This is a genomic window from Leptolyngbya sp. FACHB-1624, from assembly GCF_047649235.1.
In the GTDB taxonomy this organism is placed as follows: domain Bacteria; phylum Cyanobacteriota; class Cyanobacteriia; order Leptolyngbyales; family Leptolyngbyaceae; genus Leptolyngbya; species Leptolyngbya boryana.
Map to the genome: position 1 here is coordinate 5,920,406 of NZ_CP180258.1, position 16,407 is coordinate 5,936,812.

Sequence of the window (16,407 nt, forward strand, 5' to 3'; positions counted from 1 at the left end):
TCGATATGCAGCATTCAAATCACCGATCGCCCAAATCCCTGTGCGATGCTATCAGCGATTAACACAATGCCGAGTAAAATCAGCACAACTTGAAACAGAACCGGAAACCAGCGGCTTACAAATTCTTGAATGAGCGCGATCGCTTGAGTAGAACGATTCTGAGCGATGACATAGACGACCACGAGCAGAATCAACGGCAAAACAAAGATGACATCGTAAAACAGTAAGAGCAATGCTAACTCTGTCAAAGATGGATTCGTGCGAGTCATTTGTTCGATCGCAGCGAGATAAGGCAGTGCCGTTGGCGCTTCAGTGAAGGCAAGCATGAATCCAAAGAGAAACATATCGCTCGGTTTCAATGACTTTGGGCGTTTCACTGCTGTTTTCGATATCAATTTCTGAAAATTCCAGCCAAGATATAAAAGTGCAATTCCTAAAAGAAATTGCAAAATGAATAGAACCGCACCCAATTGATTGAATACTTTTGCAATTAATTGCATCATGCCGAATGCAATCAGCATTCCTGCAATCCAAGCCGCTAAGATTTCACCCAAAATAAATGCGATCGATCTCGGAACAGGCTTTGGTGTGGTCAATAGATACACCTGCGCTGCAACTGCATTCGGATTAATACTATCCAAGAGCGCGATCGCGCTAATTGTCCAAAGTAATTCACTCATGCGTCAGTTCGGATTTGAGAAAATCAACAAACTGGCGAGCCGTTCTTCCCGATCGCCCATTGTGTCGCGTCGCCCACTGTAACGCCCGAAACTCTAAATCATCTACTGAAATGCCCGCCTGCTCTGCAAGGTGATGCACAATTTTCAAATAAGTCGGTTGATCCGCAGGTTCAAACGTTAACGTTAACCCAAAGCGATCTCTAAACGATAGTTTCTCTTGCACAGTATCCCAGTTGTGAATCTCATCGGCATCTCTAGGTCTAGGGCGATCGTCAAAAAATTCTCGAATCAAATGCCGTCGATTCGACGTTGCATAGACCACAACATTCTGAGGGCGAGCCGTTAAATTGCCTTCTAGAACCACTTTTAATGCCTTATACGCATCGTCATCTTCTTCAAACGACAAATCATCGACAAAGATGACAAACTTCTGAGGTAGATTGCGTAATCCTTCTACGATCGCAGGCAAATCTCTCAATTCTGACTTTGCCACTTCAATCAATCGCAGATTCTCATATTTACCCAGTAGTGATTTGACCAGCGACGACTTCCCTGAACCACGACTGCCATACAGCAAAATATGCAGTGCAGGTAATCCAGCCAGCAAAAATTCTGTATTCCGCAACAGTTGATCGCGTTGAGACTCATACCCGGCTAAGGCATCGAGTCGCACCGGATCAGGAGTCGCGATCGCGTTTAATTTCCCATTCTGCCAACGGAATGCAGAGTACTCGGCAAACCTTCCAGTTCCAAACTTGCGATAGAACGAGAGTAACTCAATAAACTCACCTGCCCAATCTTCAGAAACTTCTAAGCGTTTCTGAATTCGTTCAAACTCCTGATACCGAGAACGACTATCGACCTGAATCAAATGATCTCGCCAAGGAACGAGATCCAATAACTCAGCAAATTGAGCACACCCAAGTTGATAAACCTCTTGCAGAATTCGGGCATCACGCCGAACCGCATGGATCAATTCATCGGGAATAAAACTTTCATGCGCTTGCTGAGTAAACGCATTCTCTGAAAGCAGAATTCGATTCAGTAAGTAATCTTTCCAGCCTTGCCGGAGTTTTGCTAACGCTGAAAACCAATCTGCGTAAGCCCGAATTGCAATTTCAGGGCGATCGAGATTCTCTAGTACAGTGAGAAAAGCACCAGCGATCGCATCTTCAAAGACATCGCGATACACCAATAGCGATCGACATTTCTGAACCAATCCTTTCATCACTCTACATTCCCAACACAGCCGTTAAAAACTTTGGCACAGGTAACACTAAGAGAATTAGAATCACCAACGCCATAAATCCAATTGCCTCACGCCATCCATCAACCTCAACCACATCATTTAATGTCGGTTCATTTAATGCAGGCAACAACAATAATAAAACCGCCCAAAGCAGCAGATGAGGATACACAATCGCCAACCCAAGCAATAAAAATCGCGAAATCCGACCAATTCTCGCCCCGATCCGCCGTCCAAAGATAGCATGAACCATTCTCCCACCATCAAGCTGCCCGATCGGCATGAGATTAAATGCCGTGAATAATAATCCGATCCACCCCGCGATCGCTGTCGGATGTAATCGAATCGCTGCCTCCGCGGTCAACTCTTCCCCAAAGACTAACTTACTAAACAAGGCAAGCACGATCGACAATCTTGGATCAAGCGCCCGAAACTGAAAAATTCCGGCCTGTCCCTGAACCCCGACCAATTCCGACTGCACCAAGCCCCACGCTAACAGCGGAATGCTAACACTCAACCCCAAAAACGCCCCAACTAGCCCAATATCAAACAACGCCTTGCGATTCGGAATCCGCGATGCCAACCGCGTAAAGCCCCCAATCGTCCCAACGGGGAAAAAGGGCAGTGGAATAATCGGAATAAAATACGGCAACGTCGTTGCAACCTGAAATTTCCGTGCCGTGATGAAATACCCAAAACTGCGCGCACCAAAAAACATCAAAATTGCGATCGAATAAGGAAACCCATCCTCCAATAGTGCCGGAATCGTTGGCACTCGTCCAACCACCTGCAATCCTGCCCAAGTCGTCGTAAATAGCGTGAGAAATCCTAGCACAAACGCAAATCCAGGACGCAGCGCACCCGGCTGATGTTTTGCTTCAAACGCGGGCACAGAATTCAGCACCAATTCAAAAAATGGCTCTCCTGGAAAATATTCCTGAAAAATCACATCAAAGCGATCGCCAAACTGCGCTTCAATATTGGTCCGAATGATGTCATATGCCTTTTCCGGCGCAGTTCTCAGTTGTCCACGGCAAACAACTCCCTGCGGATGATACTCCAAATGCCGCAGGTAAAAAACTGACCAAGGAAAGCAGGTTTGCAAATTCGATTCTTCAGCTGGATTGAGAGGGCGGAGGCTGGCAAGACTGGGAGGTTGCAGATCGGGAATCGGTTCGGGCGGAACTGGCTCATCGATCGGCTCTGATCGAGAAATGCGCCCTCGTTGAATCAGATATAAGTACAACACCAAACAGCCTGCAAATAAAATTGCGGTATATCTCAGGGGCATCGTCTGTCCTTGTGACACAACGGTCCAGATCAACAGAATCAAGACAGGCAGCATTGCCACCAGCCACAGTAGCCACACGGGCGTGCGCGTGAGACTTGCGACCCACTGGGTAATAAATAGATAGGTAATCAGTCCGAGCAGCAGAAGCCAAATCATGAGCCGAAAAAAAGGGGTCTAGGGCATGGAAGAGAATTGCAGGATCTGGCACAATCAACGGTGGCGGTTTGCCATATTCTTTAGTTTGAACGATTTAGAAGTTTGTGCCCCTAGAATCTTCAATTCCTTTAACACCCCAGTCACGCCCTGCAAAAGCTCCACGTCTGGTTTTGACTGAGGAAACCTGTGCGCAGGATCGTCTTGTCCCAATTTTCGCATTTCCACCGAATCGTGACACACTCGGTGGAACATCCTATCTCATTGTAGAAAAAGAGGGAAATGTGCTGATCGACTGCCCAGCGTGGGATGAGCAGTCGCGATCGTTTCTCGATGCCCAAGGGGGTGTAAAACAGCTTGTGATCACGCATCGCGGCGGAATCGGCAAAGTTCGCGACATCCAATCGGCGTTTCACTGCGACGTGATCATTCAAGAGCAAGAAGCCTATTTACTCCCGAATCTTACCGTCACTCCATTTCAGGAAAATTTAATGATCTCGCCACATCTAGAGGTCATTTGGACTTCAGGACATTCGCCTGGAACCGCCTGTGTGTATTTGAATGCGTGCGGCGGTGTGCTCTTTTCGGGACGGCATTTAGTCGCAGATTCTCAAGGCAATCCTGTACCGCTCAGGACTGCGAAAACGTTTCACTGGCTGCGGCAAATTCGCAATGTGCAAAAATTACTCGATCGCTTCGATCGCGATACGTTGAATTGGATTTGTCCGGGTGGAAATATTGGCTTACTGCGAGGCAAAACAGCAATCGATCACGCCTACGAGAAATTAGCCCAGCTTGATTTGGAGCAGTGTGTCAAACAACAGCCTTTACTGTGATTGACGAATGGGAAGTTCGATCGTAAATTCTGTCCCCTGACCGGGTTTAGATTGGCACTTCAACCTGCCGTGATGTTGATCGGTGACAATTTGATAGCTAATTGCCAGACCCATTCCAGTACCTTTGCCCACAGGTTTCGTCGTAAAGAATGGGTCAAACATGCGAGCTTGTACCGATTCAGGAATCCCGACACCACTGTCTAGAATTCGGATTCGCACCCAGTTTGCACTGATAAATTCGGTGTGAATCTCGATCACTGGCGCACAAACTTCGCTGACTGCATCGATCGCATTCGTCAAGATCTGGAGGAAGACTTGATTTAAAGAACTCGCAAAACATTCCACCTTCGGCAGTTGGTTATAGAACTTTGAAACTATGATTTTCGACTCAGCCTGATGCAGTCGGCTTTGCAGAATCGTTAAGGTACTTTCAATCCCGTCGTGAATGTTCACAGGCTTCAGTTGCGCTTCATCGAGTCGAGAAAAGTTACGCAGAGACAACACAATTTCTCGAATTCGCTCTGTTCCGGTTTGCATTGAATCAAAGATACTTTGCAGATCTTTGTAAATAAAATCGAGATTGATTTCCTCGATAAACGCTTCAATGTCTGGAATTGAATGACACTCATGAGTTTGATACAACTTAATCAACGCAACAAGATCCTGAAAGTAATTCATGGCGTGAATAATGTTGCCGTGAATAAACCCAATGGGATTGTTGATTTCATGAGCAATTCCGGCAACGAGTTGCCCCAGAGAAGACATTTTTTCACTGTGAATCAGTTGCGCTTGCGTTTTTTGAAGTTCTTGCAAGGCATTTTCTAGATCGATCGCTTGTTGTCTAAGCTTTTCTTCATTGGCTTTGCGATCGCTAATATCGCGCACAATGCTCAAAATACTGACGAGTCCTCCGTTCGAGCCTCTAATGCTAGACGTATTACACAACGCCCAGTACCAGTCTCCATCTTTACGTCTAGCCCGAAACTCGATCGCAGATTGCCGCTCTCCAGTTTTCAAAAGCTCCTCGATGGAAGCTTGAACAATGTGCAAATCCTCAGGATGAATAAAGTCGGACAAGGGTTTGCCGAGCAGCTCTTTGGCTAAGAATCCAGAAATTTCAAAGACTTTAGGAGAAATATAAGTAAAGAGACCCGTGGGCGAAAAGGCACAAATTAAATCATTGGCATTTTCCACAAAGCTGCGAAACCGCGCTTCACTTTCTGCGATCGCGCATTCTGCCTGCTGGCGCTGGGCTTCAAGCTGCTTGCGATCGCTGACATCAGTGACAATGCCATCCCACACGATCGCTCCATCAATTTGCAGTTCCGGCTGTGAATGTCCTTCAATCCACTTGATCTTGCCAGAAGACAGAACATTCCGCCCTGACCATTTCCAGGGTTCAAGCGTTTCTGCTGAGTGTCGAATCGATTCTTCAAATGATGCGCGATCGTCGGGATGAATTTGACCAATCAGCAAGCCTGGATCTTCTTGAATTAACTCGGGTTCGACTTCATAGATGCGCTCAGAAACCCGGCTGACAAACGGAAAACTCACAGTTCCATCCGGCTCAAGCCGAAACTGATAAATCATACTGGGAATATTCGTTGCCAGACGTTGAAATCGAGCTTCGCTTTGTGTCAGTGCCTTCTCCACATTTTTTTGGGCACTGATATCGCGAACCAGGACTAAAGCTTCTGTCTCACTGTAACGGCGGACTCGAACTTCTTCGTATCGAATTTCATCGTTCCATTCGATCTGCTGTTCATACACTTGCATCTCATTCGTCGCGATCGCAGATGCAACATATTCCATCTGCTGTTGAGCGACTTCTGCTGGAATGATTTCATCTAAGCGTCTACCGTACCAATCGAATTCTCGCCCGTATGCTTTGAAGTTTTTGGGGAGGTGATAGTCGAGGCAAACCCCGTTGCGATCAATCCGTAAGATTAAATCTGGGATTGCGTCTAATAAAATCTGATAATCGCGATCGCGCCCGCTGGAACTGGGGTTTGTCCACTGCTCAACACTCATTGCCTATCTTCATACAGGAATCTTTCGTAGAGTTCCCGATTTAAACTAGGCGCTTACCAATGCGATAGAATCATCCTTACGGGTGCGCTCGATCACATCGCAAGATCCTCAACGCATTGGCAGAGGCGGATTTTGAGCGATCGCTATATAATACTTTGCAAAATCCAAGATCTGCACTGGTGTAAGAGGCGTTTGAATTAATGTTGCCAAACCAAAAATCGTCTGCGCTCGGTTTTGCGCTGCTGTTAACGACTGTTGCAACGGTAAAACCCCTAGAATCGATCTTTGTTCCTCAAACTTTGGCTCAAGCCGCGCCCACAAGTTTCCCGTTTCCGTCTTCTGTGCCCTCAGGGACAACGATTCAAATTGATGGTTCGAGCAGTATGGTAACCATCAACCAGGCTTTGAAACAACGATTTGAGCAGCAATTTTCAGGCAGCACCATTAATCTCAACTACTCGGGCACGCCAGCTGGATTACAGGCATTGCGCGATGGCAAAATCGACCTCGCTGCGATCGGTCGTCCGCTCACCGCATCCGAACGCCAAGAAGGTTTAGTGCCTGTTGCCCTCGAACGCGGCAAAATTGCCATTATCACCAGTCCAGACAATCCCTTCAAAGGCGGGATCACCGTTGTTCAACTCGTCAAAATCGTTCGGGGTGAAATCACCGATTGGTCAGAATTAGGCGGCGCACCTGGAAAGATTCGGTTTATCGATCGCCCCGATCTCAGTGACACCCGGACAGCATTTCGGAACTATTCTGTCTTCATTCAACCGTCTGAGTCAGTCAGCAGCAGCAGTCCAATTCGTACCCCTGAAGACAGCACCCAAGCGGTTGCCCAACAGCTCGGTCAAGACGGCATCAGTTTTGCCCCTGCCAATCAAGTTTTAGGGAATTCCAGCGTCCGGATCGTGCCCATGCACAACACGTTGCCGAATGATCCCCGCTATCCGTTCTCACAGCCGTTCTACTACGTCCATAAGGCGACTCCTTCTCCGGGAGCCGCTGCACTGTTGGGTTACATTACTTCGGATGTAGGACGTAATTTAGTTCAAACCACAGAAAGCGATCCGGCTTCACTCGCTTTAGATCCTGCGACTCTCTTTGCCGCTGGAACGGCTGCAACAGTTGCCTCATTGAATCCAGGAAATCCAGGAAATATCGGCGCAGGTGCAGGTTCTTCTCCCGCTCCCGCCCCCTCTCCTGCTGGGGCTGCTACTCCAAATTCAACTTCAGGCACAGCTCCAGATGGACAAGCCCCAGATTCAACTGCTAATGCGCAAAAGATTGCAGAACAAGTTCCGGCTGGATCTGCCAATGAACCAACGATCGTCGGGCAAGTTCCGGCTGGATCTGCCAATGCGCAACCATCGTCTAACAACGACACGAGTAACAACGATAGTGGTATTCCAGGATGGCTCTGGTGGTTACTGCCACTCGGATTGGGAGCACTGCTTTTAGGTTGGCTTTTACGCGGTCGGCGATCGACTCCCTCAACTGCTGAAGTTCCACCTGCTGCGCCCTCTCCATCCCCTGCTCCAACAGCACCGCCTCCACCTCCGCCACTCATGACTCCGAGCGAACCTGATATCAGTCTGGCTTCTCGCGCGGAATCTGTGATCTCATCGGATCGCGCAGCGATCGCGGAAGTTCAACCCCCGACGATTCCACCGGCTGCAATGGGTGGAGCAGCCGTCATTGCGGGTGCTGGAGCCGCTGCCGCAGCATCACAATTAGGACGTGCTGATGCGGGTGACAGTCCTGAACCGATCCCACAATCCACAAGTGAAGTCGAGCCACCTGCTGAGGTTGCGGGTGCTGGAGCCGCTGCCGCAGCATCACAATTAGAGCAAGCATTAGAGCACTCTGATGTCGAGGGCGTTCCTGAATCAACGACTGCTGCATCTGCAATTGAGGTCGAGCCGACTGCTGTGCCTGAGCGCCCCTTAGTTGAAATTCGAGAGATGCCGCCGATTGAAATGACTGCACCTTCAATCGAACCTCCCGAAGCTCCGCCTGAATCCGATTTTGATCTCTCTGGTGCAGCCGCTTTAGGGTTAGCTGGATTAGGGACTGCGGCTTGGATGAACCGGACTCGATCGGGAGTCCCACCCGAGCCGGAACCCCTTGTAACGTTAGATGCGATCGAGGATTTAGACGCGCCAGAAGATGCCATACTCGACCAACCTGCGATCGAGCTGAATCTTGATGATGCACCCAGCGTTGTCGAAGCAGTTCCACAACCTTCTTACGAGCAGTTAGCGTTCGAGCAAGGCGTTGCACCGATCGATGCTACTGACGCGACAGAACCGCTGGTCGAAAACTCAAACAATGCTCAAGGCATGATTCCAGAAATTGCTGCATTCGGTGGTGCTGCTGCCTTGGGAGTGGCAGGAATGGGGCAAGCGGGAGATAATTTTTCCGGGATTGATCCAGAACCGCAGTTAGAAGAAGTGATCGAGCCAGAGGACATCGACGAAACTCCTGCGAGTGTTGAATCTTCTGATCTAGAAATTATCGATGCTGAGCCGATCTCCGACGATGAAGCGCGCTCAATTATGGATAATTCTGAAGCACAAGTGATCGAACTTGAGGAGCCACCTATAATTGCGGCAACTTCTGAAGTCGAATCTGTAGAAGCAAGTTCTTCTATTCCAGAAATTGCTGCTTTAGGTGGAGCCGCAACAGCAGCAGGGTTAGCAGGCATCGCAGGTTCTCGCTTAGCAGATCAAGAAGCCAATCTTGAATCTCCTCAGCCAGAAGTGCCCGACACTCAGGAGACACCTGCCATGATTGATCCTTCTCAACCCGATGCAAGCGCAGCATCTTCAGACGAATCTACAGACGAATCTGCATTACCCGGAATCGCCGCAGTCGGCGGAATCGCTACCGGAATGGTCGGTATGGCAATGGCACGATCGGATGAGGGTCAAACGATCGTAGAATCAGCTCGGTTTGATGTCGGACAGACCGATTTGTCGAGTGAAGCTTTAGCAGATGTGGATGAAGGCTTACCAGATTTACCCGACGGCTACGGGGACAGTCGGATTGTGCTGATGCCGCGCGATCCGCAATGGGCTTACGCCTATTGGGACATTCCTAACGAACACAAATCCGAACTGCGTAATCAAGGCGGACAGAATTTAGTGCTGCGATTGTACGATGTCACGGATGTCGATTTAGCGCATCAAAGCCCGCACAGTTTGCAGCAGTTTGCCTGTGACGAAATGGCGCGCGATTGGTATTTGCCGATTCCTGTCAGCGATCGCGATTACATTGCAGAAATTGGGTACATGACTGGAGATGGACGCTGGTTGATGCTGGCGCGATCACACTCTGTACGCATTCCTCCAGCTTATCCGTCTGCCTGGGAAAACGATCAATTCGTCACGATCGACTGGGAAGAAGAACTCACAGGTAAAACTTTCTTGACATTAGGATCACCCGCCGCTGAAAGTGAAATAGGCAGTCCGAATGGCATGTATGATCAGATCTTCGACCTGTCACAAGGCGCAGAACTGCAACGCATGGCTGGATCGATTTTCGGTTCAATGCAGCAGGTTCCGGCTGCCGCTGTCAGTTCGTTTGTGTTCCCGTCGGGGATGGGAATGTGGGCGTTGCCAACGGTTTCGGGCATGTCAGGCATTGGCATGTCAGGAGTCGGCATGTTCTCAGGTAGTGCGATTCCGGCTCGTCCGCGCAAATTCTGGCTGGTTGCAGATGCGGAACTGATTATCTACGGGGCAACAGAACCGGATGCGACTGTCTCGATCGGCGGACAAATCATTCCGCTCAATCCAGACGGAACCTTCCGATTCCAGATGTCCTTCCAAGATGGTTTAATCGATTATCCGATCTTGGCAGTCGCGAAAGATGGGGAACAAACGCGATCGATTCATTTGAAGTTCAATCGCGAAACCCCCAGCCGCAATACGAATACCAAGGATGAAGCGATCGATGAGTGGCAATGATAACAGGAAGGGAGAATGAAAAAGTTAATTCAAGGACATCAGCAGTTTTGGGAAAGCTATGTGCCGTCTCATTTGGATCAGCTTGAGGAACTGTCGCATGGGCAGAAGCCCAGAGTGCTGTTCATTACTTGCTCGGATTCGCGGATTGATCCAAATTTGATCACCCAAGCGGGTATTGGTGAACTGTTTGTGATTCGCAACGCAGGCAATATTATTCCACCGTTTGGAGCCGCGAACGGCGGAGAAGGAGCAGCGGTTGAATATGCGATCGCGGCTTTAGACATTCAGCAAATTATTGTCTGTGGACATTCGCATTGTGGCGCAATGAAAGGCTTGTTGAAGTTGAACAAGCTTCAGGAAGACATGCCCCTAGTATATGACTGGCTCAAACATGCTGAGGCAACTCGCAGATTAGTCAAAGAAAATTACAGTCAGTACAGCGGCGAAGAATTGCTTGAAATTACGATCGCAGAAAACGTCCTGACTCAAATCGAAAATCTCAAAACTTATCCGGTCGTTCATTCCCGTCTATATCAAGGCAAGCTAGAAATTTACGGCTGGGTTTATCACATTGAAACGGGTGAGCTTTTGGCATTTGATCCGGAGACCCATGCTTATGTGCCACCTCAAAGCCAGCTTTCGCCGCGTGAACTGGGCGCATTTTATGAGAAAACCAGCGCGCCACCCGTGGCTTGTAATTTGCCTCACAAAGAGGACAATGGCAATGGTCAGTTGCGCCAACCTGTGACGATTCGCTCTCAAGTCAAATCCGCTGAGCCTGTCCCTCAAACCGAGGTTATGCCTTGGTTGACGGCTGAGCAAGCCCAACGGATCTATCAAGGATCAAAGCGGTAGAATGCACTATTTGGGGCGGATCGTCGCCCCTTAAAAAGTTTGAGCATTGAACGCAAAGTGATGTTTTTACAATGCGCTCTTAAAGCGCTTTCACAAGCGAATCATCGTAGATAGATTTCACATCTAGCGGTTGTTGAACGACTTTGAAATCGTAAGCAGCTTTCGCAACAAGCTCAAAATTTTTGATCGCATTGTTCGGGTTTTGGGGATTGAACCCGATCGTTTTATTGCCCTCGATATCAAACAATGCAATTCCCGCCAGTTGTTCACGCAGTTCGGAAGATGAAATCCCTAAGCGTTGAGCAGCAAGCAAGAGCGCAGATTCATCTCTAGTTTCTAAGAGTTTGATTCCTTTATCAACTGCTTTCAGAAATGTCAGCAAATCGGCTCTGCGATCAGCAATCAACTGCGATCGCGTGACGAGCACATCTGCAATTAAATTTGTGCCCTTGGTGCTAAAGAGAAGCTCTCCACCACCTTCCTTCAAGGCTTTGCTCAGAAAAGGTTCATAAGTCACAGCAGCATCCACCCGCTGTGCACTAAATGCAGCAGCAGCAGCAGCAGCAGACATATCTTTGATATTGAGATCCTTTTCGCTCAACCCCCCTTTTTCCAAATAAGCCCGCAGAAAAACCTTTTCAAACAATACATTTTCACGAGCTATTGTTTTGCCCTTGAGATCTGCCGCAGTCTTAATTCCGCGCCCGACAATGCCATCTGACCCATTAGAGTAATCGCACAGAAAGATAATTTTCAGACTGGAGTCTTTTCCAGCCATGTCAATCACATCTCCGGTTGTCACCCAAGCCAAATCCGTTTTCCCAGCTAGAAATGCATCAACTTGCTCAGTTGTGGACTGATACAACAGGTCTTGAATTTTCAGTCCTGCTTGTCCATAAAAATCCTTTTTCATAGCAATATGATGTCCTGAATAGCCAGACCAAGGCGTTGCAGACACAGCGAGAGGAGTCGATTGAGAAGAGCAAGCAACTGACCAGAAAAACGTAATACAGGCAATGATGATCAGGCTAATAGACCGAGGCTTAAGCATCTACAGATTCCTTGAACCATAAAACAACGCCAGATTCTTGCGGAACTGGCGCTGAATATAGATTTTAAACTGAGAGTAGAATTCAATTTAGAAAGAACAGGTAGAATTAAGCATTCTTGCGGACGATCGCCAATCAGTCCTCGCTCAAGCTGCAAAACTCATCAGTCGTCAGCAAAAGTTCGCCATACTCTGGAACCCAAGCGAGCCATTGATCCTCAGCCACTTGGCAAAGAAGCCGCCCCTGGTCAGAACTGTAAGCTGTCGGGGGATTGAGCAACTGCACCCACATCGATGGCGTAAATCGCGGAGCGCAGGAAATCGATTGTGCTTGAAGCATCTGCCAGCCAGCACCCGATCGATCGAACCCATAAATTTCTGAATTAAGAGACATAAGCAAACTTCTCTGAAGCGAAGAGTCAAATCTGTAGCTTATAATACATTTTTTTATCCTTCAGGGCAGGATCTGTATTAGAAAGTTACCTGAAAACCCCCAGATGTCGCGCCTACCGACTGGGGGTTGATCAGATTCGAGTCATCTAGACGTTTGGCTTCAGATCAGCGTTGCGTTCTGCAAAGTACTTATTCAAGAAGGTACTTGCCAATGACAGAATCACCGGAGCCACGAGGAATGAAATCAGTCCGTGTGCTTGGAAACCTGGAACTAAAGCCGCCGCTAGGGTAAAACAAATACCGTTAATCACGATCGAGAATAAGCCCAACGTTACTAAGTTAATCGGCAACGTCAAAAGCGACAAAATCGGCTTCACAAAGGTATTGATTAAACCAATCACAATCCCTGCAATCATCGCAACTGCAAAGCTTTCAATATTCACGCCCGGTAAAACAATATCGACGACAAGTAAGCTCAGTGCAGTCACTAAAATCGTTAGAACATATCCCATGAGTTTTCCCTCAAATCTATCAATACGGATTTTTTCTAACCCTAATCGTGACTGATCTGCTGAGGAAATCCCCTCTCCATCCAGGTAGATTTCAATCTCTTTCGGAAGTCGCTGCTGATTCACGGGGATGTTTACTATTGCCGTCCAAACTTCCATCAACTGGAGCTAGACGTTTTGCAGGTTTTCTCAAGCGATCTTCAAATCCTTTAATCACAATATAAAGGACAGGAACAATGAACAAACTTAGGAAAGTTGCGACAACCATCCCACCGACGATCGCAGTCCCCAAAGATTGACGAGCCGCCGCTCCAGGTCCAGTTGCAATCACCAAAGGAAGTGCGCCGATCGCAGTTGAGATCGCAGTCATGAGAATTGGTCTTAACCGTTCTCGTCCTGCTGCAACGACTGCACTCGCAATTCCTTTACCGGCAGCACGCTCCTCGTTGGCAAATTCAACAATCAGAATCGAGTTTTTACTCGCCATCCCGATCAGCATCACGAAGCCGATTTGAGTGTAGACATCATTTGCAGTCCCCCGCAAGAGAACAGCTAAGAGTGCGCCTAGAATTGCTAGGGGCACAGTCAGCATGATGATCACTGGATCAATGTAGTTCTCATACTGAGCAGCTAGGGTAAGAAACACAAAGACGATCGCTAATCCGAAAATAAAGAATGCTGCGCCCCCTGATTCGATTTCTTCCAGTGAAAGCCCTGACCATTCAAAGCCAAAGCCTCTCGGTAAGGTTTCTCTCGCAACCGCCTCCATCGCTTGAATCGCTTGCCCAGAACTTGCCCCCGGTGCTGGAGCACCGTTTAATTCGATCGAGCGGAACAAGTTGTAGTGAGTGATAATCGATGGTCCTGTATTTTGGGTGACTTTGACTAAGTTCCCCATCGAAATCATCTGTCCAGTTGTACTGCGAACATACAGTTTCTTAATGTCTTCAGGGTTTGATCGATATTGTTGATCCGCTTGAACATAGACACGATACGCTCGGTTGAACTGGTTAAAGTCATTCACATAGGTAGACCCGAGAAAGACTTGTAAGGTATTGAAAATATCATCGAGCGGAACTTGCAGTTGATTTGCGCGATCGCGATCCACTTCTACCGCGATTTGCGGCGTATTCCCGTTAAAGTTCGGACGTAATTGAGCAATCTGAGGACTTTGCGGCGAAGGATAAGCGGTTGCACGACCGATAAATTTACCCAAAGTCTCACCCATTGCTTGGAAGCCTAAATTAGTGCGATCCTGCAAGTGAAACTCAAATCCACCAAAGTTCCCAATTCCAGAAATAGCAGGCAAATTAAACGGCAGCACAACCGCTTCCTGAATCGATGCCATCTTGGGGAACAGTCCGAAAGGTTTTGGGAAAAACCCACCAATAATCGAGTCTAAAGATTGATCTGCACCGCGACGCTGATCCCAAGGTTTCAGGGTAGTAAAGATGATTCCGTTATTCGGAGTTGCGCCACTAAAGCTAAATCCGCCGACTGCAAAAATGTTGGCAACTTCTGGTTGAGCTTTGAGAATCGCTTCTGCTTTTTCTAAAACTTTTTCGGTATAGCCAAGCGAAACCCCTTCAGGCGCTTGCACAATTGTGATAAATACCCCTTGATCTTCATCAGGGATAAAGGCTTGCGGCACAAGGTTATAGACAAAGTAGGTCAGCGCTAATGCTCCTGCAAAAAAGGTCAAGACTAATCCTTTTTTGCGCACGACGCGATCGAGGTTTCTTGCATAAGCATCACGAGTTTTATCAATGCCCCAATTCACCCGCCGGAAGAACCAGTTATTGCTAGCTGCTTGTCCGCGACGCAGCAGCAATGCCGAGAGCATCGGTGTAAACGTCAATGCGTTAAAGGTAGAAACTGCAACCGAAAATGTGATTGTTAAAGCAAATTGTCGATAGAGTTGTCCGGTTGTCCCTGGGAAAAATGCCACCGGAACAAACACAGTCATCAAGACCAATGAAGTCGCAATCACCACTCCAGATAAAGTATTCATTGATGCGATCGCAGCTTCCACTGGATTCATATCTTCATCTTGAATCCGCCGAGTGATATCTTCAATAATCACGATCGCATCATCGACTACTAAACCCGTTGCTAGGGTTAAGCCAAATAGCGTCAGCGTATTGATCGAAAATCCCAGGATCTTGACAAAGATGAAGGTGCCAAGAAATGCGATCGGAATCACGATCGACGTGATCAGTGCTGCTCTCCAGTCTTGGAGAAACAAGAACAAAATCAAGACAACTAAGATAATTGCCTGAATCAGCGAATCGACAACCTCACGCGCCCCTGCTTCAATAAAGACAGTCGTATCAAATGCTACGTCATACTTTAGTCCAGGCGGAAAGTTACTCGATAAGCGTTGCATCTCATCTTTGACAGCTTTTGCCACATCTAGCGCGTTACTGCCAAACTGTTGGTTCACTCCTAACCCAACGCCTCGATGCGTCACGCGATCTTGCGTCGTAAATCGCAGCAATGACCCATAATTCTCAGCCCCAAGCTCAGCCCGACCAATATCTCTCAGCCGCACTAAAGCGCCAGACTGTGCCGTTCGGATGACTAAGTTATTAAATTCCTCAGCTTCTTTGAGTCGTCCTTGTGCCGTGACTGAATATTGGTATTCCTGTCCGGGGACTGCTGGCGCTTGCCCAATCTGTCCCGCCCCAACTTGCACGTTTTGCTGTCTGAGCGCTTGCACGACATCTTGCGGCGTTAACGTTCGAGCAGCAAGCCGTTCTGGGTCGAGCCAAATCCGCATGGCGTAAGTTCGTTCACCAAAGATCTGAACTTCGCCTACGCCTTTCAGCCGTCGCAATGCATCTCTCAAATACAAATCTGCATAGTTACTCAAGTACAGATCATCATAGAAATCTTGATTTTTCTTGGGGTCTTTTTCCGAGTAAATCCCGATCGCGAGTAGAAAATTATTGTTTGTTTTAGTGACCTGAACTCCAGTTTGAGTCACAGGACCAGGTAAGCGCGATTGCACAGTCGAAACGCGATTCTGCACATCAACAGCAGCTAAATCCTGATCTCGTCCTAAATCAAACGTCAGGTTAATGTTACTTACACCATTATTGGCACTGGTCGATTTGATGAACTTAACGCCAGTAATCCCGTTCAACTCGCGCTCTAGAATGTTCGTGACGGTCGATTCAACGACTTCAGCATTCGCACCGACGTAGTTCGCTGTCACCCCAACTTGAGGCGGAGCAATGTCTGGATATTGCGCGATCGGTAACGTCGGAATACAAGCAATCCCTAACAGTGTGATGACAATCGAACACACTGTCGCAAACACAGGACGTTTAATAAAAAAATCGGAAACAGACAAAATCACCATAATAGATTCACGCCTGTGAAAGGACTA

11 protein-coding genes are annotated in these 16,407 nt (G+C 47.9%); 3 read left to right on the top strand and 8 right to left on the bottom strand.

The features are described 5' to 3' along the window. Window positions 1–14: 14 nt before the first annotated feature. Genes ACMUEV_RS28215 through ACMUEV_RS28225 form a run of 3 tightly spaced genes read right to left on the bottom strand, consistent with a single transcriptional unit; the run spans window position 15 to window position 3,373 of the window. Complete coding sequence (locus tag ACMUEV_RS28215; protein ID WP_190653010.1) at window positions 15–680, bottom strand: GAP family protein; 666 nt, start codon at window positions 678–680, stop codon at window positions 15–17. Then, window positions 673–1,908, bottom strand: coding sequence for an ATP-binding protein (locus tag ACMUEV_RS28220; RefSeq protein WP_190653009.1), 1,236 nt, complete (start codon window positions 1,906–1,908; stop codon window positions 673–675). Before ACMUEV_RS28220 ends, ACMUEV_RS28215 begins: the two co-directional genes overlap by 8 nt. A gap of 4 nt (window positions 1,909–1,912) precedes the next feature. Beyond that, complete coding sequence (locus tag ACMUEV_RS28225; protein WP_017285838.1) at window positions 1,913–3,373, bottom strand: site-2 protease family protein; 1,461 nt, start codon at window positions 3,371–3,373, stop codon at window positions 1,913–1,915. Window positions 3,374–3,477: 104 nt separating this feature from the next. Between ACMUEV_RS28225 and ACMUEV_RS28230 the strand changes: the two genes are divergently transcribed. Continuing rightward, window positions 3,478–4,206: a hypothetical protein gene (locus ACMUEV_RS28230; RefSeq protein ID WP_017285837.1), complete on the top strand. Its 729-nt coding sequence runs from the start codon at window positions 3,478–3,480 to the stop codon at window positions 4,204–4,206. Here ACMUEV_RS28230 and ACMUEV_RS28235 read toward each other — a convergent pair. After that, window positions 4,198–6,237 (bottom strand): PAS domain S-box protein, encoded by a 2,040-nt coding sequence (locus ACMUEV_RS28235; RefSeq protein ID WP_190653008.1) that lies wholly within the window; start codon window positions 6,235–6,237, stop codon window positions 4,198–4,200. The two genes, ACMUEV_RS28230 and ACMUEV_RS28235, sit on opposite strands and share 9 nt — an antisense overlap. Window positions 6,238–6,437: 200 nt before the next feature. Here ACMUEV_RS28235 and ACMUEV_RS28240 point away from each other — a divergent pair, with 200 nt between their 5' ends. Together ACMUEV_RS28240 and ACMUEV_RS28245 are read left to right on the top strand one after the other, a co-directional pair. After that, window positions 6,438–10,211, top strand: coding sequence for a DUF4912 domain-containing protein (locus ACMUEV_RS28240; protein ID WP_190653007.1), 3,774 nt, complete (start codon window positions 6,438–6,440; stop codon window positions 10,209–10,211). A gap of 15 nt (window positions 10,212–10,226) precedes the next feature. Continuing rightward, window positions 10,227–11,066, top strand: coding sequence for a carbonic anhydrase (locus ACMUEV_RS28245; RefSeq protein WP_017285834.1), 840 nt, complete (start codon window positions 10,227–10,229; stop codon window positions 11,064–11,066). A gap of 79 nt (window positions 11,067–11,145) precedes the next feature. On the opposite strand, the gene ACMUEV_RS28250 is transcribed toward ACMUEV_RS28245, so the two are convergent. The 4 genes from ACMUEV_RS28250 to ACMUEV_RS28265 form a co-directional block, all read right to left on the bottom strand. Next, the gene (locus tag ACMUEV_RS28250) at window positions 11,146–12,117 is read right to left on the bottom strand and encodes an ABC transporter substrate-binding protein (RefSeq protein ID WP_190653006.1); all 972 of its coding nucleotides are present in this window, start codon (window positions 12,115–12,117) and stop codon (window positions 11,146–11,148) included. 133 nt (window positions 12,118–12,250) lie between these two features. Next, window positions 12,251–12,508 carry a hypothetical protein gene (locus tag ACMUEV_RS28255; RefSeq protein WP_017285832.1) on the bottom strand — a complete coding sequence of 86 codons (258 nt, stop codon included), beginning with the start codon at window positions 12,506–12,508 and terminating at the stop codon, window positions 12,251–12,253. A gap of 145 nt (window positions 12,509–12,653) precedes the next feature. Then, a complete protein-coding gene (locus ACMUEV_RS28260) occupies window positions 12,654–13,019 on the bottom strand; it encodes a phage holin family protein (protein ID WP_026148352.1) in 366 nt (121 codons plus the stop codon). Window positions 13,020–13,110: 91 nt separating this feature from the next. Further along, complete coding sequence (locus ACMUEV_RS28265) at window positions 13,111–16,380, bottom strand: efflux RND transporter permease subunit (protein WP_190653005.1); 3,270 nt, start codon at window positions 16,378–16,380, stop codon at window positions 13,111–13,113. Window positions 16,381–16,407: the final 27 nt, after the last annotated feature.

Coding starts and splice junctions, on each gene's coding strand:
- ACMUEV_RS28215 (WP_190653010.1), bottom strand. CDS start 680: ATGAGTGAATTACTTTGGACAATTAGCGCGATCGCGCTCTTGGATAGT.
- ACMUEV_RS28220 (WP_190653009.1), bottom strand. CDS start 1,908: ATGAAAGGATTGGTTCAGAAATGTCGATCGCTATTGGTGTATCGCGAT.
- ACMUEV_RS28225 (WP_017285838.1), bottom strand. CDS start 3,373: ATGATTTGGCTTCTGCTGCTCGGACTGATTACCTATCTATTTATTACC.
- ACMUEV_RS28235 (WP_190653008.1), bottom strand. CDS start 6,237: ATGAGTGTTGAGCAGTGGACAAACCCCAGTTCCAGCGGGCGCGATCGC.
- ACMUEV_RS28240 (WP_190653007.1), top strand. CDS start 6,438: ATGTTGCCAAACCAAAAATCGTCTGCGCTCGGTTTTGCGCTGCTGTTA.
- ACMUEV_RS28245 (WP_017285834.1), top strand. CDS start 10,227: ATGAAAAAGTTAATTCAAGGACATCAGCAGTTTTGGGAAAGCTATGTG.
- ACMUEV_RS28250 (WP_190653006.1), bottom strand. CDS start 12,117: ATGCTTAAGCCTCGGTCTATTAGCCTGATCATCATTGCCTGTATTACG.
- ACMUEV_RS28255 (WP_017285832.1), bottom strand. CDS start 12,508: ATGTCTCTTAATTCAGAAATTTATGGGTTCGATCGATCGGGTGCTGGC.
- ACMUEV_RS28260 (WP_026148352.1), bottom strand. CDS start 13,019: ATGGGATATGTTCTAACGATTTTAGTGACTGCACTGAGCTTACTTGTC.
- ACMUEV_RS28265 (WP_190653005.1), bottom strand. CDS start 16,380: ATGGTGATTTTGTCTGTTTCCGATTTTTTTATTAAACGTCCTGTGTTT.